Source organism: Curtobacterium sp. VKM Ac-2922 (genome assembly GCF_022815645.1).
In the GTDB taxonomy this organism is placed as follows: Bacteria; Actinomycetota; Actinomycetes; order Actinomycetales; family Microbacteriaceae; genus Curtobacterium.
Map to the genome: position 1 here is coordinate 32,567 of NZ_JALGRO010000002.1, position 19,726 is coordinate 52,292.

Consider the following 19,726-nt stretch of genomic DNA (forward strand, 5'->3'; position numbering starts at 1 on the left):
CAGAGCCAATCACCGACCGCTCGACGGCGTCCGACGGGCACGAGACGCAAGACGATGTCCCGCGGCCGATCGGTCGTCGGGCGTTCCATCGCTGCCGTCGACGGCGCGACGCGCGGTCGCACATCCGCACGGGCTGAAGACGTCGATGACGCAGGATCGCTTCAAGAACGGCAGCGCGAGCGGATGGGTCAGTCGCGCTGCCCGCCACCCGAACGCTGCGCCATCGACGGCGACGCTGCGCCCCGCTGAGATCCCGTCCACGTCGGGGCGAATGCCTGGAACAACTCATCGAGCACGCCGGCGAAGTCGCCCGTGGCGGCCGTGGGCAGCGCCGCCTGGACACACGCCCAAGCAGCACCGGCCATGGCGCGAGCCCTGATCGACGAGAGCTCTGCCGACGTGCCGCCACCACGCTCGAGCAGTGCGTCCGCCAGGCCGTCCTGGAGGGACCACAAGACCGCCGCGACTGCCGACCGCAGCGATGGCGACGCCTCGATGATGGCCTCGAGCGCTGCCTGCTGACTCCGTCGGACCGGATCCGAGTAGTAGTCGACGACCGAGTCGAACGTCGCACGCAAGGTCCACCACGGGTCCCCTCCGTCGGGGAGGGCGCGATGCGCATCGACGAGCGCTTCGGCCCAGAGCGTGTACTTGCCGGTGACCACGTCCTCCTTCGAGGAGAAGTACCGGAAGAAGCTGCGACGCGACAGTCCCGCCTGCGCGGCGATCTGGTCCACGGTCACCGCGTCGAACCCGTTCTCAGCGAACAGGCGGATGGCGACCACCGCGATCTCGTTCTGCAGCGCCCGGCGCACACGCACTCGGATGTCCGCACCTTCCATGCGCATCATCATATGGGTGGCACTGCGTGCCACACTTGCACTACTGTGCCAGAATGAGCACGAACAACAGTGACCAGATGACGTGGTTTGTGACTGGGTCCTCTCGCGGCATGGGTCGCGCCTGGGTCGAGGCGGCGCTGGACCGCGGGGACCGGGTCGTTGCAACGTCACGGAACGTGGACGACCTGCGCGAACTCGTCGAGACGTTCCCGGACAGCCTGCACCTGCGCCAGCTCGACGTCACCGACCGCACCGCGGTCCTGCACGAGATGAGCGAAGCCAGCAGCCGCTTCGGCCGGCTCGACTTCGTCGTCAACAACGCAGCGACCGGGCACGACGGCGTCGTCGAGGACATCTCCGAGGACGACGCGCGAAGCGGGATGGAGACCAGCTTCTTCGGAGCGCTCTGGGTCACCCAGGCAGCTGTCCGGGTGATGCGGCCGCAGAACACCGGCCGCATCGTGCAGATCTCGACGCAGGGCGGCCAGATGGCGCACGCTGGCCTCGGCATCTACCACGCGTCGAAGTGGGCCCTCGAAGGACTGACGGAGGCACTGCACCACGAGCTGGTCGGAACCGGGGTCCGCACGATCATCGTCGAACCCGGGGCGGCGTTGACCGAGTGGTTCACCCGGTCGCTGACCCGGTCACGGCCGAACCCCGCGTACGACGCCGTGATGGCAACCCGCTTCGACCTCGATCCGTCACTCATGCCGCCGGCGAGGGCCATCGTCGATGCCGCGCTCCGCGCCGTGACGGCTGCGGATCCGCCTGCTCGGATCCTCCTCACCGCGCAGGCGTTCGAGAACGTCACCGAGACGGTCCGGCAACGTCTCGCCGAGTGGGAGGAATGGGAGGACCTCGCCCGCTCGGTGTCTGTGGGGTGACGAGCCCGACCGTCCGACCGCACCAGGCCACACCACGGGGGGGGGGGACACTGCAATCACCGCGTCGGCCGACGACGAGGAACGCCCCACTGGACGGAGCTGACCCGACAGCGTGGGAGTTCGCCACGATCCTCAACCCCGAGGCCCGCGAGCTCGAGACCGCCGGCATGGACATCGTCCAGTTCGACGAGCCCGCGTTCACCGTCTTCCACGACGAGGTGCAGGACTGGGGCGTCGCCGCACTCGAACGCGCCGGCGAGGGCCTGTCACGTCCGGCAGGCGCCCCGGTCTCGAGCCGGTCTGGAGGCTCTGCCCGGTTCCGGCGGGCCTGTCACCTCAGCAGGCAACCGGCCGTCCCTGACCTGACGTGCAGGTCGGGAACTCCGACGCGAAGCGCCAGGCGCAGGGCGTTGACTACGCCCATGATCACCAAGAGCAAGATCCACGAAGTCGAGAACGCGACCGTCAGGGATCGCGACGGCGCATCGGTCGGCAAGGTCGCGCAGGTGTTCCCCTCTGCCTCGGACGGCAGCGCCGCGTTCGTCAGCGTCGCGACCGGGCTCTTCGGGGGCCACACCGCTCTCGTCCCGGTCGAGGACGCCACATTCGACGGCACAGACCTGCACGTCGGGTACGCGAAGAGCGCGATCAAGGGTGCACCCTCCCCCGGAGCCGGGAACACCCTGTCCGTCGCCGAGGAGAACGCCGTCCGCAAGCACTTCGGGCTCTCCCCCACAGGCAAGGCGACCGGCGACATGGGCGATCCGCTCGAGAACCTCGACCAGGCCGGTACCGGTCCGGCGGGCGCAGACGACACGGAGGGCGCTGGCACGACGCCGCCGGCGTGAGCAGCACCATGTGGCCGCTGAACACGATAAGTGGGGCAGCCGGGAAGATGGACCAGGCCTCGCGAACGCGTCGGTCGGAGAGGACACCGTGACGGACAAGAACACCAACGACGCTGGACTGCAGTCGATGATCGACCGCGCCGAGCAGATCACCGCCGAAGAGGCAGAAGCGCTCGACATCACCTGGAAGGCTGACGAGGGCATCCTGCTGCCGGAACCGAGCGCATCGCTCGCGATCCAGGGAGGCGCAGACGGACGGATGGTCACGAACGCCGACCTCGTGGCCGCGTGGCAGCACGCGCTCGACGCCGCCGGCGCTGCGGGACGCGTCGAGGAGATCGAGGCCGCACAGCAGGCCGGACGCGCGGTGCGGCACTCGGACGCGCACTTGCGGGACCGCGCCGGCGCCGAGGAAGCCGTACGGTCCGCGGTGCTTGCGACCGGGGTGCGCGACCTCGTCTCCGACGATGAATTCGCCACGCTCACGGCGGCCTGGCGGAAGGTGCTCGGGGAGGTCTGACCGAGAGCGGCCCGGGCTGACTCTGGGACCTACAGCCCCTTGCGCTTGTTCGTCTCCCAGTAGTCGAGCACGACATCGTCTCCGTCTGGCAGCTCTCGTTCGACGAGTGACAACAAACGACGGGCTTGGCGTCCGTGGGAGCGGGCAGCTGCCTCAGTTGGCCAGCCGGTCTCGACGCCGTAGTTCTCGGTGAAGTCGCGGGCCCACTCTAGGATGTCGCGTTCAAGCCGTGGCGAGAGCGACGGGGCGCCCGCGGCGCAGGGGCCGTCGTCGTCCCACAACGGCCAATCGAAGTTGTACTCATTCATCAGCCGATAGCGCACACCCGAAGGATCGCACAGGGGTCGAGACGAAGAACGCCCCGCCGGCCGAAGCCAGCGGGGCGTTCCACGAGTCAGAGTCAGAGTCCGACCAGGATCAGAAGTCCCAGTCCTCGTCCTCAGTGCTCTCCGCCTTGCCGATGACGTACGACGACCCCGACCCCGAGAAGAAGTCGTGGTTCTCGTCCGCGTTGGGCGACAGCGCCGACAGGATCGCCGGGTTCACGTCCGTCGTCTCCTTGGGGAACATCGGCTCGTAGCCCAGGTTCATCAGCGCCTTGTTGGCGTTGTAGTGCAGGAACTTCTTGACGTCCTCGGTCAGCCCGACCTGGTCGTAGAGGTCCTGCGTGTACTGGATCTCGTTCTCGTACAGCTCGAACAGCAGGCTGAACGTGTAGTCCTTGATCTCCTGCTTGCGCTCTTCCGAGGCGCCCTCGAGCCCCTTCTGGAACTTGTACCCGATGTAGTACCCGTGGACGGCCTCGTCGCGGATGATCAGGCGGATCAGGTCAGCGGTGTTCGTGAGCTTCGCGCGCGAAGACCAGTACATCGGCAGGTAGAAGCCGGAGTAGAACAGGAACGACTCGAGCAGGGTCGACGCGACCTTGCGCTTCAGCGGGTCGTCACCGGTGTAGTAGTCCAGGACGATCTGTGCCTTCTTCTGCAGGTTCACGTTCTCGGTGGACCAGCGGAAGGCATCGTCGATCTCGGGCGTCGACGCCAGGGTCGAGAAGATCGACGAGTAGCTCTTGGCGTGCACCGACTCCATGAACGCGATGTTCGTGTAGACGGATTCCTCGTGCGGGGTGACCGCGTCGGGGATCAGGCTGATCGCGCCGACGGTGCCCTGGATGGTGTCGAGGAGCGTCAGACCGGTGAACACGCGCATGGTGAGCTGCTGCTCTTCCGGCGTGAGGGTGTTCCACGACTGCACGTCGTTCGACAGCGGCACCTTCTCGGGCAGCCAGAAGTTGTTGACGAGGCGGTTCCAGACCTCGACGTCCTTCTCGTCCTGGATGCGGTTCCAGTTGATCGCGCTGACCGAACGGATCAGCGGGACGGCTTTGCCGGTGGCGTGGACCGGGTCGGTGAGAGTCATTGCGTTCTTCCGGAAGTGGTGGTTCAGAACAGGTGACGGACTGGAGGCTCGGGGCGGGCTCGCCACGAGCCTCCAGTCCGGTGGGTGGTCGCGTTCAGCGACCAGCCGCTACAGCATGCAGCTGACGCAGCCCTCGACCTCGGTGCCCTCGAGTGCCAGCTGGCGCAGACGGATGTAGTAGATCGTCTTGATGCCCTTGCGCCATGCGTAGATCTGCGCCTTGTTGATGTCACGCGTGGTGGCGGTGTCCTTGAAGAACAGCGTCAGGGACAGGCCCTGGTCCACGTGCTGCGTCGCCGCGGCGTACGTGTCGATGATCTTCTCGGCACCGATCTCGTACGCGTCCTGGTAGTAGTCCAGGTTGTCGTTCGTCATGAACGGCGCCGGGTAGTAGACGCGGCCGAGCTTGCCTTCCTTGCGGATCTCGATCTTCGACGCGATCGGGTGGATCGACGACGTCGAGTGGTTGATGTACGAGATCGAACCGGTCGGCGGGACGGCCTGCAGGTTCTGGTTGTAGATGCCGTGCTGCTGGATGGACGCCTTCAGCGCCTTCCAGTCGTCCTGCGTGGGGATCGTGATGTTCGCGTTGTCGAACAGCGATGCCACGCGGGCGGTCGCCGGCGTCCAGGCCTGGTCGGTGTACTTGTCGAAGAACTCACCCGACGCGTACTTCGAGTCGCGGAAGCCGTCGAAGGTCTCCCCGGTCTCGATCGCGATGTTGTTCGAGGCGCGCAGGGCGTGGAACAGCACGGTGTAGAAGTAGATGTTCGTGAAGTCGATGCCTTCTTCGGAGCCGTAGTACACGCGCTCACGAGCCAGGTAGCCGTGCAGGTTCATCTGGCCCAGGCCGATGGCGTGCGACTTGTCGTTGCCGTCTTCGACGCTGCGGACGGACGAGATGTGCGACATCTGCGAGACCGAGGTCAGGCCGCGGATGGCGGTCTCGATGGTCTTGCCGAAGTCGGGAGAGTCCATCGTCAGCGCGATGTTCAGCGAGCCGAGGTTGCAGGAGATGTCCTTGCCGATCTCCTTGTAGGACAGGTCCTCGTTGAAGGTGGTCGGCGTGTTGACCTGCAGGATCTCCGAGCACAGGTTCGACATGTTGATCCGGCCCTTGATCGGGTTGGCCTTGTTCACCGTGTCCTCGAACACGATGTACGGGTAGCCCGACTCGAACTGGATCTCCGCGATGGTCTGGAAGAACTCGCGCGCCTTGATCTTCGTCTTCTTGATGCGCGAGTCGTCGACCATCGCGCGGTAGTTCTCGGAGATCGGGACGTCACCGAAGGGGACGCCGTAGACCTTCTCGACGTCGTACGGCGAGAACAGGTACATGTCCTCGTTGTTCTTCGCGAGCTCGAACGTGATGTCCGGCACGACGACGCCGAGCGACAGCGTCTTGATGCGGATCTTCTCGTCGGCGTTCTCGCGCTTGGTGTCGAGGAACTTCATGATGTCCGGGTGGTGAGCGCTGAGGTAGACCGCGCCGGCACCCTGACGCGCACCGAGCTGGTTGGCGTACGAGAACGAGTCTTCCAGCAGCTTCATCACGGGGATGATGCCCGAGGACTGGTTCTCGATCTGCTTGATCGGGGCGCCGGCCTCGCGGATGTTCGACAGCAGCAGGGCAACACCGCCGCCGCGCTTGGACAGCTGCAGCGACGAGTTGATGCCGCGCGAGATCGACTCCATGTTGTCTTCGATGCGCAGCAGGAAGCAGGAGACGAGTTCACCGCGCTGGGCCTTGGCGGTGTTCAGGAACGTCGGGGTCGCGGGCTGGAATCGCCCGGCGATGATCTCTTCGACCAGGTTGATCGCGAGCTGCTCGTCGCCCTGGGCCAGGCCGAGGGCGGTCATCACGACGCGGTCCTCGAAGCGTTCGAGGTAGCGCTTGCCGTCGAAGGTCTTGAGCGTGTAGCTCGTGTAGTACTTGAACGCACCGAGGAACGTCTGGAACCGGAACTTCTTGGAGTACGCCAGGTCGTTGAGCCGCTGGATGAAGTCCATCGAGTACAGGTCGATCGTCGCCTGCTCGTAGTACTCGTTCTCCACCAGGTAGTCGAGCCGCTCCTGCAGGTTGTGGAAGAAGACGGTGTTCTGGTTGACGTGCTGCAGGAAGAACTGCTTGGCAGCTTCGCGGTCCTTGTCGAACTGGATGTTGCCGTCCGCGTCGTAGAGGTTGAGCATCGCGTTGAGGGAGTGGTAGTCCATCCCCGTCGTCGGCGACGTCAGATCGACGTCTGCAACTGCTGCGTCCAAAATGCATCCAATCCTGAGTTGACCGCCGACACGTCGTCAGGCGTTCCGAAGAGTTCGAACCGGTAGAGCACGGGCACGTGGCACTTCTGTGAGACCACGTCGCCCGCAAGGCCGTAGGCCTCGCCGAAGTTCGTGTTCCCCCCGACGATGACGCCCCGGATCAGTGACCGGTTGCGTTCGTCGTTGAGGAACTTGATGACCTGCTTGGGGACCGCTCCCTCGCCGTTGCCGCCACCGTAGGTGGGCAGGACGAGGACGTACGGTTCGTCCACGTGCAGGAACGGTTCGCTCGGGTAGAGCGGGATCCGGTCCGCGTCGCGGCCGAGCTTCTCGATGAAGCGTGCGGTGTACCCGGACACACTCGAGAAGTAAACGAGTCGGCTCATGGTGTCGCTCCTCGTACGGACGGTGCGGACAGACGGACCGGAGGGTGTCCGTGGGTGGTGGGTCGGGCCTCCTGAACGGACCCGCTCCACCGCCCGACGGACGGGAGGCGCCTTACGCCAGTTCGGCGGAGAGCGTCGCGATCTTGTCGGGACGGAAGCCCGACCAGTGGTCGTCGTCGGTGACGACGACGGGTGCCTGCAGGTAGCCGAGGCTCTTGACGTGCTCGAGCGCGGCGTCGTCCGTGGAGACGTCGTGCACCTCGTACTGGATGCCCTTGTTGTCGAGGGCCCGGTACGTCGCGGTGCACTGGACGCAGGACGGCTTGGTGTAGACGGTGACGGCCATGATTACCCCTGGTTCTGGGCTCGAAACCGGGCCCGAAGTTCTGGTGCTGTGCTGAGCACGACGCTACTACATGTTGTGCCCGATGATCGGTTGGACCACTAGAGGAAGTGTTACACCCCTGTAGTTCTCCACAACGCCATCCACAGTCTGTGGATTCCCCACAGCCCCGGATTTCCGCCAGTGTCGCACCCACCACCGACACTCCCAACAGCCTGTGGAGGGGGCTGTCCACCGGTGTGGAAACACGCGATCCGTACCCCTGCGTCGGCGTGTCTGAGAACGCCGGATCCGGGCCGCTCCCCCGGACGGGTGACACCGCCTGCGAGCCCGCCCGTCTGGTCCGTACACTCCTGGATGTGAGTACGTACGGGCCCCTGCTGAAGACCCCCGGTGTCGGCCGTGTCATCGCCGCTCAGCTCACCGCGCGCTTCCCGTTCGGCATGCTCTCGCTGGCGTACCTGCTGCACGTCGAGCACCTGTTCGGGTCGTACGGCTCGGCCGGTCTGGTGCTGGCGACCACGAGTGTCGGCCAGGCCCTCGCCGGTCCGCTCACCAGCCGGTGGATGGGCCGCTGGGGCATGCGCCCCGTACTCGTCCTGACGAGCCTGGTCGCCCTGCTGAGCATGGGCGTCATCGCCTTCGTGCTGATGCCGCTGTGGGCCTACGTGCTCATCGGGTTCATCGGCGGTCTGGCCGTCCCGCCCGTGCAGCCGGCCGTCCGCACCATCTACCCCAAGATGGTGACCTCGGCGCAGCTGACGCCCCTGTTCTCCCTCGACGCCAGCGCGCAAGAGCTCATCTGGGTCGCCGGCCCGGTCATCACCACGTTCGTCGCGACGCAGATCGGCACCGTGCAGGCGATCGTCGTCGCGATGGTGTTCCTGGTCATCGGTGGCACGTGGTTCATCGCGTCCCCCGAGCTCGGCCGCGTCCGCATCCCCCGGTCCAAGCGCGCGTTCGGCGTCGTGCTCAAGCGCCCCTCCGTCGTCGTCGCGACCCTGACCGGTCTGCTGCTCATCGGAGCATGTGCCGCGGTCGAGGCCGGCGTGATCAGCGCGTTCGGCGAGGGCAGCCCCAATGCCGGCATCGTCCTGGCGATCTTCGCGATCGGCTCGCTGGTCGGTGGGCTGGCGTTCGGGCACCGTCCGATCTCGCCGAACTCGCTGTGGGCGCGCATGCTCATCGTCTTCATCGGCCTGGGGCTCGCCACGTTCGGCACCGGGTTCTGGTGGCTGGCGTTCGCCCTGCTGATCGCCGGCGCCGGCATCGCCCCCGCCCTGACCGTGATGTTCGGCTCGGTCTCGGCGACCGTCAAGTTCTCCGACACCGCCGAGGCCTACGGCTGGATGGGCACCGGGCAGCTCATCGGGGCCGCCGGCGGATCCGCCGTGGCCGGGTTCCTGATCGACCTGCACGGCGCGACCGGTGGGCTGGTCGTCGGCGTGGCTGCGGCATTCGTCGGGGTGCTGCTGCCGCTGATCGCCAAGCGGTGGCTGCCCGACCTGCGCGGGCGCGACGCCAGTCCCCTGCCCGACACCGAGCCGGTGGTCCTCCCCACCTGAGCTCTGTGCTCTCCCTCGTAGGAGGTCGAATCGCGCGTTGGCAGTCGGAAGATCCGACCACCCACGCACGAATCGACCAACTCCGCACGATTCGACCACCCCTGACGGGCCAGGACCGGACGGGAGGCCCGGCTCACCCCCGCCACGACCGGCAGGATGGACGCATGGTCACCTCCATCCCCCTCCGCGACGGTCGGAGCATCCCCGCCGTGGGCTTCGGCGTGTACAAGGTCGACGACGCCGAAGCCGAGACCGCCGTCGGCACGGCCCTGGCCGCCGGGTACCGGCACGTGGACACCGCCGAGATGTACGGCAACGAGCGCGGTGTCGGGGCAGCGGTCCGCGCCTCCGGTCTCGCGCGCGACGAGGTGTTCGTCACCACCAAGGTCTGGAACGACCACCAGGGACGCGATGCCACACTCCGCGCGTTCGACGCCAGCCTGCAGCGGCTCGGGCTCGACGCGGTCGACCTCTACCTGATCCACTGGCCCGCGGCGGCGAACGACCGCTACGTCGAGACCTGGCGCACCCTGGTCGAACTGCACGAGTCCGGACGGGCGCGAAGCATCGGTGTCTCGAACTTCCAGGTACCGCACCTCGAGCGGATCATCGGCGAGACGGGTCAGGTCCCGGTGCTCAACCAGGTCGAGCGGCACCCGTGGCTGCCCCAGCGCGAGCTGATCGCGTTCCACGACGAGCACGACATCGTCACCGGCGCCTGGTCACCGCTCGGTCGCGGGCGCCTGATCGACGAACCCGTGCTCACACGCATCGCGGACGCGCACGGGGTCAGCGTCGCACAGGTGCTGGTGCGGTGGAACGTGCAGCAGGGCGTCGTCGTGCTGCCGAAGTCGGTCACACCGTCACGGATCCGCTCGAACCTCGACGTCGATGGCGTCACGCTGTCCGACGACGACCTGCTGGCGATCGCGACGCTCGAGTCGGGGCAGCGCACGGGCTCCCACCCGGACCCGGTGTCCTAGCGGGCTCAGCCCTGGCGGTCGTCCTCCGACTGCCACGGCAGGTGCAGGTCCCCCGGCTCGGGCTCGACGTCACCCGCGTCGTCCGCGCCGCCGGTCCCCGGTGCCGCGATGACCCTCGAGGGGTCGATGCCGTCCTCGCGCAGGTCGTCGTCGTCGCGCTGCAGCGTCTGCGATGCCTCCGTCTCTCGCTCGCTGGACGGGCTGTACGAGGTGTCCGTGTCGTCGGGGCCGATGCCGGAGGTGTCGTCGTTGCTCATGACCGTGACGCTAGGCCCGACGACCATGCACATTCTCAGCGCGGCTACCGGGTTCCCAGCTCTGGGGTCGGCGCTTCGCGAACCGGATCGGTAGCGTCGACTCGTGATCGATCCTCGCGCCCTGGCCACCGCCGAACTCCGAAGTGGAGAGACGCTCCTCTGGTCCGGCCAGAGCGACCCCCGGGTGCTGTTCACCGGCCGTGACGCGTTCCTCGTCCCGTTCAGCGTGCTGTGGTGCGGCTTCATCGCGTTCTGGCTCACCCAGGCGATCAGCTCGGGCGCACCGTGGTTCTTCGCCGTCATCGGTTCGCTGTTCGCGCTCATGGGCCTGCACCTGCTGATCGGTCGTTTCGTGGTCAAGCGACGCCGCAAGCTGACGGAGGCATACGCCGTGACGAACCGCCGTGCGTTCATCACGAACGGGCAGCGCACGAGCGAGACGAGCGTCGGACGCGACGACCGCGAGACACACTGGTCGAAGGGCCGCACCCACTGCTCCGTCGAGTGGCGCGGGACCAGCGGGTCGTCCTCGTTGGGGTTCGGCCGTACCGCGAACGCCCAGCAGGTCTACGCCAACACCGGCCTCGACGGCTTCTTCGGCCCGCGGATCGTCGCGTTCTGGGACGTGCCGGACGGCGAAGCGCTGATGTCTGCCCTCGAACGCGCAGCCTGAGCTACGGTTCGGTCACGCCCCTGGTCGAACTGACCGACGCTCAGTACGCTCGATTCCAGATCGAGGGGGAAGCATGGACCGACGACCGTTCCTGGTCGCAGCCGCGGGCAGTGTCGCCCTGGTGGTGGCGCTGACCGGATGCAGTCTCCTGCGCGGCGGCGATGACCCGATCCCGAAACCGAGCCGCGCTGCAGGCACGAGCGCACCTGCGCCCACGGCGGACCCGACGGTGCAGGCCGTGTCGCTCGATCCGCCGACGATGCCTGCGGGCTCGGTGCTCACCGAGACCGACGTCACTTCGCCGAGCGGCCGCACCGCCATCCACGTGCGCGTGGTGGTCGCCGAGAACGGCACGTTCCGCACCGAGCTGTCCGGGTACCGCTCGACCGAGGCACAGGCGATGACGCTCGAGTTCCGCCGCTCGGTGCCGAAGCCCTCGGACGGGTACGGCACGCCGTACGGGCAGGTGCAGTGGGCAGCAGGCGCGCAACCGCCGGCGTCGTCCCCGCTCGACGACGTCGGAGCACGCCCGGACTTCCTGCAGAGCGTCGTGCTCGTGCCGACGGTCACGACGGACGCGAACGGCGACGTCGACGCTCCCGAGTGGGCCGGGCACGTCCTGGCCGTCGCGCCCCTGACCTGGCGCGTCCCGAACCCCTACCCGCACCTGACCGTGACGATGGGTGCCGCGCGCCCCGGGGCCTACGGCGTGGTGAACGTCACGGGCAGCCGCGGGGCCGACTACCTCGTCGCCCACGGGGACGACCAGATCACGGTCGCGAAGCGCTTCGGCATCACGGTGCCCGAGCTCCGCTGGATGAACCCGGACATGCAGGTCGCCCGGAACGGGTGGCTCACCGAGTACGACCACCTCAACCTGGACCCGTCGGCGCGCTGAACACGAGACCCGGGAGGCCCGGGTCACCTCCGGCGGTCCGCTACCGTGGTCGGGCACTCGCCCACCTCAGGAGGTCCCCGTGACGATCGTCGCAGCAGCAGACGGCTCAGCCCTCGGCAACCCCGGCCCGGCCGGCTGGGCCTGGTACGTCGACGACGACCGGTGGGCCGCCGGCGGATGGCCCAGGGGCACGAACAACCAGGGCGAACTGACCGCCGTCCTGCAGCTCCTGCACGCCACCGAGCACACCGGCGAGCCCCTGCACATCCTGTGCGACAGCCAGTACGCCATCAAGGCCTGCACCGAGTGGCTGGCGGGCTGGAAGCGCAAGGGCTGGCGCAAGGCCGACGGCAAGCCCGTGCTGAACGTCGAGATCATCAAGGAGCTCGACCAGGCGCTGCAGGGTCGCAAGGTCACCTTCGAGTGGGTGCGCGGCCACATGGGGCACGAGATGAACGAGGCTGCCGACGTCCGCGCACGCGGTGCTGCGACCGCGTACCAGAACCGCACCGAAGTGCCGTCCGGCCCGGGCTGGCCGGGTGTCGAGGTCGCCGAGCCCGCTCCCCTGGCCGAGCCGACCCCGCCCGCCACCCTGTTCTGACCGCAGTTGCGGAAACCCGCCATCCCGAGCGAGTATGTTGCACAACACAATCGCTGAGTTCGGACGAGGGGACGGAACTCGATGGATGGATGGCGCATCGCTCCCGGCGTCGCGCGGGGCGTGTTGGCCCAGGCGTCCGCCGACGTGCACGACGGCATGCGGACGGCAATGCAGGCAGCCGCGACGAGCATCGAGCAAGCGCATTCGGCGGCGGGACCGAACACGCAGGCGGCGTTGCTGTCGCTCGGCTCTGACCTCTTCGAGGCGGAGATCGCAGCGACCCGCGCCCGGTTGAACGCGAACATCTCTGCCGTCACGAGTGCGATCGACGCGTACGAACGAGGCGACGAGCAGATGGCAGCAACCTGGGCGATGAAGCCGCAGTGACTGCACTTCCGACCGTCTCGACCGCCGGGATCGCGGTCGTTCCGGACGCAAGCGCCATCGATGCCGCCGCGTCGTCGTTCGACAAGGTCGCCTCGGCGCTGTCGGAAGCGATGGACACCGTGGACTCCACGTGGAGCCGCCTGCGGGCCGCTGGCGTCTACGAGACTCCTGAATCGGTGCACGTGCACGACGCCATGAGTGGACCGCGCCAGGCCACCGACGTGATCGCCCAGGACGCTGCGAATGCACGCAGAGCCCTGCACACCTACGCAACGACGCTCGCGACGCTGGCCACACAGCGCGCCGCGCTCGTGCAGGACATCGGGAAGGCCAACGACGCAGCGGCTGTGGCAGCCACCGACGCCGACGCCGATCTGACGAGCAACAGCAACACGGCGACCGGCCTCCTCGACCGGATCAGTACCTTCAACACCGCTGTCGCAACGGCCGACGGAGACTGCGCAGCGACGCTGCGCAGACTCTCCCGGTACACGCAGCACCAGCTCGGTGATGCCGCGAAGGCCCTCAACACGACGCTGGGCGCCGGCGGCGCGATGGGTCTCGCAGCCGGCATCATGTCGAACTACGACGATCTCAAGGACGCCGTGATCGCAGAGCTCCAGGTGAGAAGGCTGCTCGCGCCAAGCGGTCGGCGTGTCGCGTCACAGGCCACAGGTGGCATCGAGGGCCAGGCCAAGCGTGGCCGTGCGCTGCCGGGATCGCAGTCGATCGAGAACGCAGGTCCGCGACACCTCGCTGGTCCTGACGACCTCGAAGGCCTGTCGAAAGTGATGCGCTCCGGCGGCAAGGCCCTCGGCGCGGTTGGTGTCGTCGCAACCGTCGGCGGCGCGTACATCGACTCCTACGAGTCCACTTCAGCCGCACATCCCGAATGGTCAGAGACACACAGGAACCTCAAGGCGACCGAGCATGCTGTGGTCACTGGCGGTGTCTCCGCAGCCGGAGGCGTCGCCGGCGGCATCATGGGAGCCCAGATCGGAGCCTCGATCGGATCGATCGTTCCGGGTGTCGGTACTGTCGCCGGTGGTCTCATCGGCGGGCTCGTCGGGGGGATCATCGGCAGCGGTGTCGGCGAGAAGATGGGCGAGGGCGCAGAGCGCTTCATGGACGACCTGTTCCACTGGTGAACACGCAGTCCGGCCCCGGGCAACGAAAGGACCACAACCATGACGGTGCCAGGTTGGCGCCCGCTGACGACCGACCTCGTCGACCTGCTCGTCCCTGAGCAGTGGGAGACGGTCGAGCCGCGCGGTGGGCTGCTCGCAGTCGCTGAACCCCGATCCGACGAGGTCGAGTTCCGCGCGAACGCGGTCCTCGTCGTTCGCGAGACCGCGGAGCCGATCCACGCGCTCGGCGCCCAGGCGATCGCTGAGGCGCTCGCCTACCCCGGGTGGTCGCACGTCGTTGCCGACCAGCCGTGGGAGTATGCCGACGACAACGAGGGTCGCGTGGTCGAGTCCCTGTACGAAGACCTCGGCGTCTGCGTCAACGTCACGCGTTTCCTCCTCTCGACCAGTTCGCACTGCATTGACCTGACGACGAGCGCGTCGATCCGCGACCGCTTCAGGGTCGAGTCGCTCTTCGAGATGATCGCTGGCGGGATCACTGTGAAGGGAAACGCATGAGCGACATCCGACTCGACGCCGCGACGACCGAGCGTCGGGGGGCGCCCCGCGAGTCACTCGCCCGCGTCGCAGCAGCGCAGCGGTACCCGACAGGCGGCGTCAGCATCACGCAGGGCAGCTGGGAGGCGCTTTGGAGGGCACGGAAGGGACGCTTCTTCCGGGTGAAGTCGTCGAGTCCGGAGTTCGACGAGCTGCGGTCCGTCGAACTCATCACGGACGCTGGAGCACCCACGCCGACCGCCGACGAGTTCCTGCAGACGCGCGAGGCCACGGTCATCTCCCTCGGCGCCGAGGCTCAGAGCGGCGGCGTCACGAGCAAGTGGTCGTGCTGGATGGCACCCGACCGCGTGGTGATCGCCGCTGGCCCACAGCTGCTCGAGCCGGAGCTGCCGACCGACCAGCGGGTGACCCTGACCGTCACGACGGAGTCCTTCGCGCTCGGCCTCCTGGTGTCGTGGATGGGGATCGGCCCGACATGGACGTTCGACCACCGCGACGGTCCGAGTGCCTACCCACGTGACGCCGTCGCCGCACGCATCGCCGCAGACCGAGCGATCCCGCCCGCTCCGGTCCCGACGAGCTGGAGTGTCGGACGCGCCTGGCCCGAGGGCCGGTGGACGGAGTTCGTGTTCGGTGTGCCCCGCACAGGGATCGGGCAGAAGCTGATCCGCGCGGGCGACCTCGACTGGTTCCGTCCCGAGAACCGGGACGGCGGCCTTGTCGAACTCCACACGTCCGCCACGAACGACGTCATGCGCGAGGTCCTGGCGGTCTACCGGCAATCCATCGACCGGCTCGTGCGCCGCTGAGACCGCCGTGTTCTCGAACAACCCCGGTGTCCGGCGGGCCCAACGCCACTCCGCACAGGTCGAGGCGACACTCGATCCGCACGAGCTCCGCCTGTTCTTCCTCGTGGACGCACGCCGCGCCGGCCGCGCCAACGGCACGAGCCGTGTTGCCGGAAGCGGGGCCTGACCGCCTCAGTCGACGTCGACCTCGGCCCACCCGTCGAACCGCCCGATCTCGGTGACGGTCACGACGGCCTCGCCGGCGTCGTCCGACGCGTCGAGGTCGATCGTCGCCGAGAACCCGAAGTCCTTGTCGCCCGCCGGGTCGGCGAAGATCTGCCGTGCACGCCAGGTGCGCCCCTGCTCGGACAGCACCAGGTACTGCATCGACCGTGCCTCGGCGTCGATCCCGATCGTGTCGTGCTCGTCGTAGTACTCCTCGAGCACGGCGTCCCACTCGTCCTGGCCGAACCCCGCCGCGCCGTCGAGCGTGGCGAGCGTCTCGACGTCGTCGCGCGCGGCGAGCAGCACCCGCTGGAACAGCGCGTTGCGCACGAGCACCCGGAACGCCCGCACGTTGCCGGTGAGCCGGGCGGGCTGCGGAGGCGTGATCTCCTCGTGCTCCGAGGCAGCGAGCGCCACGTCCCCGTTGACCAGGGCCTCCCACTCGTCGACCAGTGACGAATCGACCTGGCGCACGAGTTCCCCGAGCCACTCGATCAGGTCGTCGAGCTCGGGGGTGCGCTGCTCCTCGGTGATCGTCTGCCGCATGGTGCGGTACGCGTCGGACAGGTAGCGCAGTACGAGCCCCTCGGAGCGGGTGAGCTGGTAGAACCGCACGAAGTCGCCGAACGTCATCGCCCGCTCGTACATGTCGCGGACGACGGCCTTGGGTGACAGCGTGAAGTCGAGCACCCAGGGCTGTTCGGCGGCGTAGCTCTCGTAGGCGGCCTCCAGCAGTTCGGCGAGCGGGCGCGGCCAGGTGACCTCTTCGAGCAGCTCCATGCGCTCCTCGTACTCGATGCCCTCCTGCTTCATCCGGGCGACCGCTTCGCCGCGTTCCTTGAACTGCTGCTGCGACAGGATCGCGCGCGGGTCGTCCAGGGTCGCCTCGACGATGGACACCATGTCGAGCGCGTAGGTCGGCGACTCCGGGTCGAGCAGTTCGAAGGCGGCGAGCGCGAACGGTGACAGCGGCTGGTTGAGCGCGAAGTTCTGCTGCAGGTCGACGGCCAGCCGGTACGTGGCGGGGTCGCCGGGGATGCGTTCGATGACCTGCGCGTTGACCAGGGTCCGCGCGATGGTGAGCGCGCGACGGGCCAACGCGAGCTGGCGTGCGCGTGGCTCGTGGTTCTCGAACACCAGCTGGCGCACCGAGTCGAACGCCGATCCCCCGCGTGCGATGACGGAGAGCACCATCGCGTGCGTGATCCGCATGCGCGAGACCATCGGTTCGGGCTCGGCGCCGATGAGCCGCTCGAACGACGCCTGTCCCCACGACACGAACCCGTCGGGGGCCTTCTTGCGCTTGATCTTGTTCTTCTTCTTCGGGTCGTCGCCGGCCTTGGCGACGGCCCGGGCGTTCTCGATGTCGTGCTCGGGCGCCTCGGCGACGACGTCGCCCTCGGTGTCGTAGCCCGCGCGTCCGGCTCGACCGGCGATCTGGTGGAACTCGCGTGCCGACAGCTGCCGCATCTTGGTGCCGTCGAACTTGGTCAGCCCGGTCAGCAGCACCGAGCGGATCGGGACGTTGATGCCGACGCCCAGCGTGTCGGTGCCGCAGATGACCGGCAGCAGCCCGCGTTGCGCGAGCTGTTCGACGAGCCGTCGGTACTTCGGCAGCATGCCCGCGTGGTGCACGCCGATGCCGGCACGGATCAGCCGCGACAGGGTCTGCCCGAAGCCGGCGCTGAAGCGGAAGCCGGCGATGGCCTCGGCGATCGCGTCCCGGCGTTCGCGGCTGGCGACCTTGGCGGACATGAGTGCCTGCGCGCGTTCGAGCGCCGCCGCCTGGGCGAAGTGCACGATGTAGATCGGCGCCTTGCCCTCGTCCAGCAGCCGTTCGACGGTCTCCTGCACGGGCGTCGTCACGTACTCGTACTCCAGCGGCACGGGGCGCGAGACCCCGGTGACGCGCGCCGTGGGTCGGCCGGTCCGTCGCGACAGGTCGTCCGCGATGGTCGTCACGTCGCCCAGGGTGGCGGACATCAGCAGGAACTGCGCACGCTCGAGCACCAGGAGCGGCACCTGCCATGCCCAGCCGCGGTCCGGGTCGCCGTAGAAGTGGAACTCGTCCATGACGACCACGTCGACGTCGGCGTCGGGACCTTCACGCAGCGCGAGGTTGGCCAGGATCTCGGCGGTGCAGCAGACGATCGGGGCGTCGGCGTTGACGCTCGAGTCGCCGGTCACCATGCCGACGTTCTGCGCGCCGAAGAGCTCGACGAGCTGGAAGAACTTCTCGGACACCAGCGCCTTGATCGGCGCGGTGTACCAGCTGCGCTTGCCCTCGGCGATCGCCGCGAAGTGCGCGCCCGCGGCCACCAGGGACTTGCCGGTGCCCGTCGGGGTGCTCAGCACGACGTTGGCGCCGGACACCAGCTCGATCACGGCTTCGTCCTGTGCCGGGTACAGCGGTCGCCCGCTGGCCTCGGCCCAGTCGGCGAACGCCTGGTAGACGGCGTCCGGGTCGACGACACCGCCGGGCGCCGCCGGCAGGGCGGCGACGAGTGGTGGCTGGGTGGTGACGTCGGTCATGCGACCATCCTCCCAGCCGGACGGGAGGCGCGTGGCGGGCGCACACCGAGCCTCCAGTCCAGTGCATGCGGACGCATCTTTCCATGCGAGCGCATAGACTCGGCCCGTGCGTGAACTCGGCTTCCTGTCCTTCGTCCCGAACCACGGCGGCCCTGCGGGCGCTGCCGCCGCACTGGAGGACGGCCTGCGGCTGTTCGAGACCGCCGAACGACTGGGCTACGGCACCGGCTGGGTGCGCGGGCGGCACTTCGAGCCGTTCCTGACCAGCCCCATGACCTTCTTCGCGGCCGCGGCGCAGCGCACCAGCACGATCGGCTTCGGCACGGCCGTGCTCGGCATGCGCTACGAGGACCCGGTGCGCCTGGCCGAGGACGCCAGCACCGTCGACCTGCTGAGCGGCGGGCGCGTGCAGCTCGGCATCAGCACGGGCATCGCCGGGTACGGGCCCATCCTCGACCCGGTGTTCGGCAGCGTCGAGCGGAGCTTCCGCGACGAGGCCGAGGCCCGCGCGGCCCGCCTGCTCGAGGTACTGGACGGCGACGCCCTCGGCACCGCGGGCAAGGGCTACGAGAGCATCCCCGCCGACGCCGACCTGACCCTGCAGCCACTCAGCCCCGAGCTGCGCGGTCGGGTCTGGTGGGGCGGGGGCAGCATGGGCACCGCGGTCCGCACGGCCGAGAAGGGCCTGCGCCTGCACTGCTCGACCCTGAACACCGAGGACACCGGTGAGCCCTTCGCGGTGGCCCAGGCCGCCCAGATCGACGCCTACCGGTCGCGGTTCGCCGAACTGCAGGCGGCGGGCGAGCACGTCGGTCGCACGCCGAAGGTCGCCGTCGGACGCATCGTCGTGCCACTGCTCGACGACCACGACCGCCAGGTGCACGAGGAGTTCCTGACCAGCTACGCCGCAGGCATGGACGACGAGGGACGCCCCCTGTCCGGCACCCCGCCGTTCCGCTTCAGCACGGTCGTGTCGGGCGAGCCGGCCGCGATCGTCGACGCCCTGCGCGCGGACCCGGCCGTCACCGCGACCGACGAGCTCGTCATCACCCTGCCGGCGAACGGCGACGCGGCGTCGCACGAGCGGATCCTGACGGTCATCGCCGAGCAGATCGCGCCGCACCTGCAGGGCTGAGCCGACGACCAGGCCCCTGTCGGACCGGACCGGATGCCCCACACCGGACGGTGCGGTGCATCCGGCGGAGGCCGCTTCGGGGTGGTGAAGGCCGGGGCCTCACGCCGGATGACCATCTCGTCCCTGATCCGCACGAGATGGTCTGACCATCGTTCCACTGATCATGTCGTTTGTCACAGCACGGCGAACCGGCTCCCAGCTAATCGTGATGGTTCGTCATTTCACACTCCGGGCGGTCGTGACGGATCGCCGGTCGCGCTCGGGGGCCACCACGGGACGCGTACCGCAAACGGTCTGCCGCAGGACCAAGAAAGCGATGCGCCCCCGCACGGAGGCGGGGGCGCATCTGACGCACCAGGATCACCGGGGCTCCATCGGCCGGATCAGGAGGCCATGTCGCACGCTCGGCGATCCTGTGTCGGTGCGGGCGCCGACGGTAACCAGCCGACTGACGCCAGGTGCATGTTACTGAATGGAACTCGCTGTTGCGCGGAAACCGGATCGATTGCCAGCTGTTCGACCAGGATGC

The 19,726-nt window shown here is 68.2% G+C and carries 20 protein-coding genes and 2 pseudogenes; 14 read left to right on the forward strand and 8 right to left on the reverse strand.

Going from position 1 to position 19,726, the window contains the following annotated elements:
• Window positions 1-188: 188 nt before the first annotated feature.
• Entirely contained in the window at window positions 189-842 is a 654-nt protein-coding gene (locus tag MT346_RS02075) for a TetR/AcrR family transcriptional regulator (RefSeq protein ID WP_243561103.1), read from the reverse strand.
• A 77-nt stretch (window positions 843-919) separates the two neighbouring features.
• Here MT346_RS02075 and MT346_RS02080 point away from each other — a divergent pair, with 77 nt between their 5' ends.
• From MT346_RS02080 to MT346_RS02095, 4 genes and pseudogenes are all read left to right on the forward strand, one after another.
• Window positions 920-1,729 carry an SDR family NAD(P)-dependent oxidoreductase gene (locus tag MT346_RS02080; protein WP_279396622.1) on the forward strand — a complete coding sequence of 270 codons (810 nt, stop codon included), beginning with the start codon at window positions 920-922 and terminating at the stop codon, window positions 1,727-1,729.
• 107 nt (window positions 1,730-1,836) lie between these two features.
• Window positions 1,837-1,995, forward strand: a pseudogene (locus MT346_RS02085) (methionine synthase); the annotation flags it as partial.
• 156 nt (window positions 1,996-2,151) lie between these two features.
• On the forward strand, window positions 2,152-2,577 hold the full coding sequence (locus tag MT346_RS02090; RefSeq protein ID WP_243561455.1) for a PRC-barrel domain-containing protein: 426 nt from the start codon (window positions 2,152-2,154) through the stop codon (window positions 2,575-2,577).
• Between the two features lie 88 nt (window positions 2,578-2,665).
• Window positions 2,666-3,097: a hypothetical protein gene (locus tag MT346_RS02095; RefSeq protein ID WP_243561105.1), complete on the forward strand. Its 432-nt coding sequence runs from the start codon at window positions 2,666-2,668 to the stop codon at window positions 3,095-3,097.
• 29 nt (window positions 3,098-3,126) lie between these two features.
• Here the strand turns inward: MT346_RS02095 and MT346_RS02100 are convergent, their stop codons facing one another.
• The 5 genes from MT346_RS02100 to nrdH all read right to left on the reverse strand — a co-directional run bounded on the left by MT346_RS02100 (window position 3,127) and on the right by nrdH (window position 7,510).
• Window positions 3,127-3,405 carry a hypothetical protein gene (locus MT346_RS02100; RefSeq protein ID WP_243561106.1) on the reverse strand — a complete coding sequence of 93 codons (279 nt, stop codon included), beginning with the start codon at window positions 3,403-3,405 and terminating at the stop codon, window positions 3,127-3,129.
• 109 nt (window positions 3,406-3,514) lie between these two features.
• Window positions 3,515-4,516 (reverse strand): class 1b ribonucleoside-diphosphate reductase subunit beta, encoded by a 1,002-nt coding sequence (nrdF, locus tag MT346_RS02105; protein ID WP_243561107.1) that lies wholly within the window; start codon window positions 4,514-4,516, stop codon window positions 3,515-3,517.
• Window positions 4,517-4,624: 108 nt separating this feature from the next.
• Complete coding sequence (nrdE, locus tag MT346_RS02110; protein WP_243561108.1) at window positions 4,625-6,730, reverse strand: class 1b ribonucleoside-diphosphate reductase subunit alpha; 2,106 nt, start codon at window positions 6,728-6,730, stop codon at window positions 4,625-4,627.
• 17 nt (window positions 6,731-6,747) lie between these two features.
• Window positions 6,748-7,164, reverse strand: a complete 417-nt coding sequence (gene nrdI, locus MT346_RS02115; protein ID WP_243561109.1) for a class Ib ribonucleoside-diphosphate reductase assembly flavoprotein NrdI — start codon at window positions 7,162-7,164, stop codon at window positions 6,748-6,750.
• A 112-nt stretch (window positions 7,165-7,276) separates the two neighbouring features.
• Window positions 7,277-7,510: a glutaredoxin-like protein NrdH gene (gene nrdH / locus MT346_RS02120; RefSeq protein WP_243561110.1), complete on the reverse strand. Its 234-nt coding sequence runs from the start codon at window positions 7,508-7,510 to the stop codon at window positions 7,277-7,279.
• A 356-nt stretch (window positions 7,511-7,866) separates the two neighbouring features.
• Between nrdH and MT346_RS02125 the strand changes: the two genes are divergently transcribed.
• Both MT346_RS02125 and MT346_RS02130 read left to right on the forward strand, forming a co-directional pair.
• Window positions 7,867-9,072, forward strand: a complete 1,206-nt coding sequence (locus MT346_RS02125; RefSeq protein ID WP_243561111.1) for an MFS transporter — start codon at window positions 7,867-7,869, stop codon at window positions 9,070-9,072.
• Window positions 9,073-9,236: 164 nt separating this feature from the next.
• The gene (locus tag MT346_RS02130) at window positions 9,237-10,055 is read left to right on the forward strand and encodes an aldo/keto reductase (protein WP_243561112.1); all 819 of its coding nucleotides are present in this window, start codon (window positions 9,237-9,239) and stop codon (window positions 10,053-10,055) included.
• A gap of 5 nt (window positions 10,056-10,060) precedes the next feature.
• Here MT346_RS02130 and MT346_RS02135 read toward each other — a convergent pair whose 3' ends face one another.
• Window positions 10,061-10,312 carry a hypothetical protein gene (locus tag MT346_RS02135; protein WP_243561113.1) on the reverse strand — a complete coding sequence of 84 codons (252 nt, stop codon included), beginning with the start codon at window positions 10,310-10,312 and terminating at the stop codon, window positions 10,061-10,063.
• Between the two features lie 103 nt (window positions 10,313-10,415).
• Here MT346_RS02135 and MT346_RS02140 point away from each other — a divergent pair, with 103 nt between their 5' ends.
• The 7 genes and pseudogenes from MT346_RS02140 to MT346_RS02170 all read left to right on the forward strand — a co-directional run bounded on the left by MT346_RS02140 (window position 10,416) and on the right by MT346_RS02170 (window position 15,326).
• A complete protein-coding gene (locus MT346_RS02140) occupies window positions 10,416-10,985 on the forward strand; it encodes a hypothetical protein (protein ID WP_243561114.1) in 570 nt (189 codons plus the stop codon).
• Between the two features lie 73 nt (window positions 10,986-11,058).
• On the forward strand, window positions 11,059-11,883 hold the full coding sequence (locus tag MT346_RS02145) for a hypothetical protein (protein ID WP_243561115.1): 825 nt from the start codon (window positions 11,059-11,061) through the stop codon (window positions 11,881-11,883).
• Window positions 11,884-11,962: 79 nt separating this feature from the next.
• A pseudogene (locus MT346_RS02150) lies at window positions 11,963-12,472 on the forward strand (ribonuclease H); the annotation flags it as partial.
• A 93-nt stretch (window positions 12,473-12,565) separates the two neighbouring features.
• Window positions 12,566-12,871 (forward strand): DUF6507 family protein, encoded by a 306-nt coding sequence (locus tag MT346_RS02155; protein WP_243561116.1) that lies wholly within the window; start codon window positions 12,566-12,568, stop codon window positions 12,869-12,871.
• A 110-nt stretch (window positions 12,872-12,981) separates the two neighbouring features.
• Complete coding sequence (locus MT346_RS02160; RefSeq protein WP_243561117.1) at window positions 12,982-14,019, forward strand: hypothetical protein; 1,038 nt, start codon at window positions 12,982-12,984, stop codon at window positions 14,017-14,019.
• A 39-nt stretch (window positions 14,020-14,058) separates the two neighbouring features.
• Window positions 14,059-14,517, forward strand: a complete 459-nt coding sequence (locus MT346_RS02165) for a hypothetical protein (RefSeq protein ID WP_243561118.1) — start codon at window positions 14,059-14,061, stop codon at window positions 14,515-14,517.
• A complete protein-coding gene (locus MT346_RS02170) occupies window positions 14,514-15,326 on the forward strand; it encodes a hypothetical protein (protein WP_243561119.1) in 813 nt (270 codons plus the stop codon). The genes MT346_RS02165 and MT346_RS02170 overlap by 4 nt, the downstream gene beginning before the upstream one ends.
• Window positions 15,327-15,497: 171 nt before the next feature.
• Here MT346_RS02170 and MT346_RS02175 read toward each other — a convergent pair whose 3' ends face one another.
• Complete coding sequence (locus MT346_RS02175; RefSeq protein WP_243561120.1) at window positions 15,498-18,062, reverse strand: RNA helicase; 2,565 nt, start codon at window positions 18,060-18,062, stop codon at window positions 15,498-15,500.
• Between the two features lie 106 nt (window positions 18,063-18,168).
• On the opposite strand from MT346_RS02175, the gene MT346_RS02180 reads away from it, so the two are divergent.
• Entirely contained in the window at window positions 18,169-19,197 is a 1,029-nt protein-coding gene (locus MT346_RS02180) for an LLM class flavin-dependent oxidoreductase (protein ID WP_243561121.1), read from the forward strand.
• The last annotated feature ends 529 nt before the right edge of the window (window positions 19,198-19,726 follow it).

Excerpts from the sequence above, each read along its gene's own strand:
- MT346_RS02075 (WP_243561103.1), bottom strand. The coding sequence starts at position 842 with ATGGAAGGTGCGGACATCCGAGTGCGTGTGCGCCGGGCGCTGCAGAAC.
- MT346_RS02080 (WP_279396622.1), top strand. The coding sequence starts at position 920 with ATGACGTGGTTTGTGACTGGGTCCTCTCGCGGCATGGGTCGCGCCTGG.
- MT346_RS02090 (WP_243561455.1), top strand. The coding sequence starts at position 2,152 with ATGATCACCAAGAGCAAGATCCACGAAGTCGAGAACGCGACCGTCAGG.
- MT346_RS02100 (WP_243561106.1), bottom strand. The coding sequence starts at position 3,405 with ATGAATGAGTACAACTTCGATTGGCCGTTGTGGGACGACGACGGCCCC.
- nrdF (WP_243561107.1), bottom strand. The coding sequence starts at position 4,516 with ATGACTCTCACCGACCCGGTCCACGCCACCGGCAAAGCCGTCCCGCTG.
- nrdE (WP_243561108.1), bottom strand. The coding sequence starts at position 6,730 with ATGGACTACCACTCCCTCAACGCGATGCTCAACCTCTACGACGCGGAC.
- nrdI (WP_243561109.1), bottom strand. The coding sequence starts at position 7,164 with ATGAGCCGACTCGTTTACTTCTCGAGTGTGTCCGGGTACACCGCACGC.
- nrdH (WP_243561110.1), bottom strand. The coding sequence starts at position 7,510 with ATGGCCGTCACCGTCTACACCAAGCCGTCCTGCGTCCAGTGCACCGCG.
- MT346_RS02130 (WP_243561112.1), top strand. The coding sequence starts at position 9,237 with ATGGTCACCTCCATCCCCCTCCGCGACGGTCGGAGCATCCCCGCCGTG.
- MT346_RS02135 (WP_243561113.1), bottom strand. The coding sequence starts at position 10,312 with ATGAGCAACGACGACACCTCCGGCATCGGCCCCGACGACACGGACACC.
- MT346_RS02145 (WP_243561115.1), top strand. The coding sequence starts at position 11,059 with ATGGACCGACGACCGTTCCTGGTCGCAGCCGCGGGCAGTGTCGCCCTG.
- MT346_RS02155 (WP_243561116.1), top strand. The coding sequence starts at position 12,566 with ATGGATGGATGGCGCATCGCTCCCGGCGTCGCGCGGGGCGTGTTGGCC.
- MT346_RS02160 (WP_243561117.1), top strand. The coding sequence starts at position 12,982 with ATGGACACCGTGGACTCCACGTGGAGCCGCCTGCGGGCCGCTGGCGTC.
- MT346_RS02165 (WP_243561118.1), top strand. The coding sequence starts at position 14,059 with ATGACGGTGCCAGGTTGGCGCCCGCTGACGACCGACCTCGTCGACCTG.
- MT346_RS02170 (WP_243561119.1), top strand. The coding sequence starts at position 14,514 with ATGAGCGACATCCGACTCGACGCCGCGACGACCGAGCGTCGGGGGGCG.
- MT346_RS02175 (WP_243561120.1), bottom strand. The coding sequence starts at position 18,062 with ATGACCGACGTCACCACCCAGCCACCACTCGTCGCCGCCCTGCCGGCG.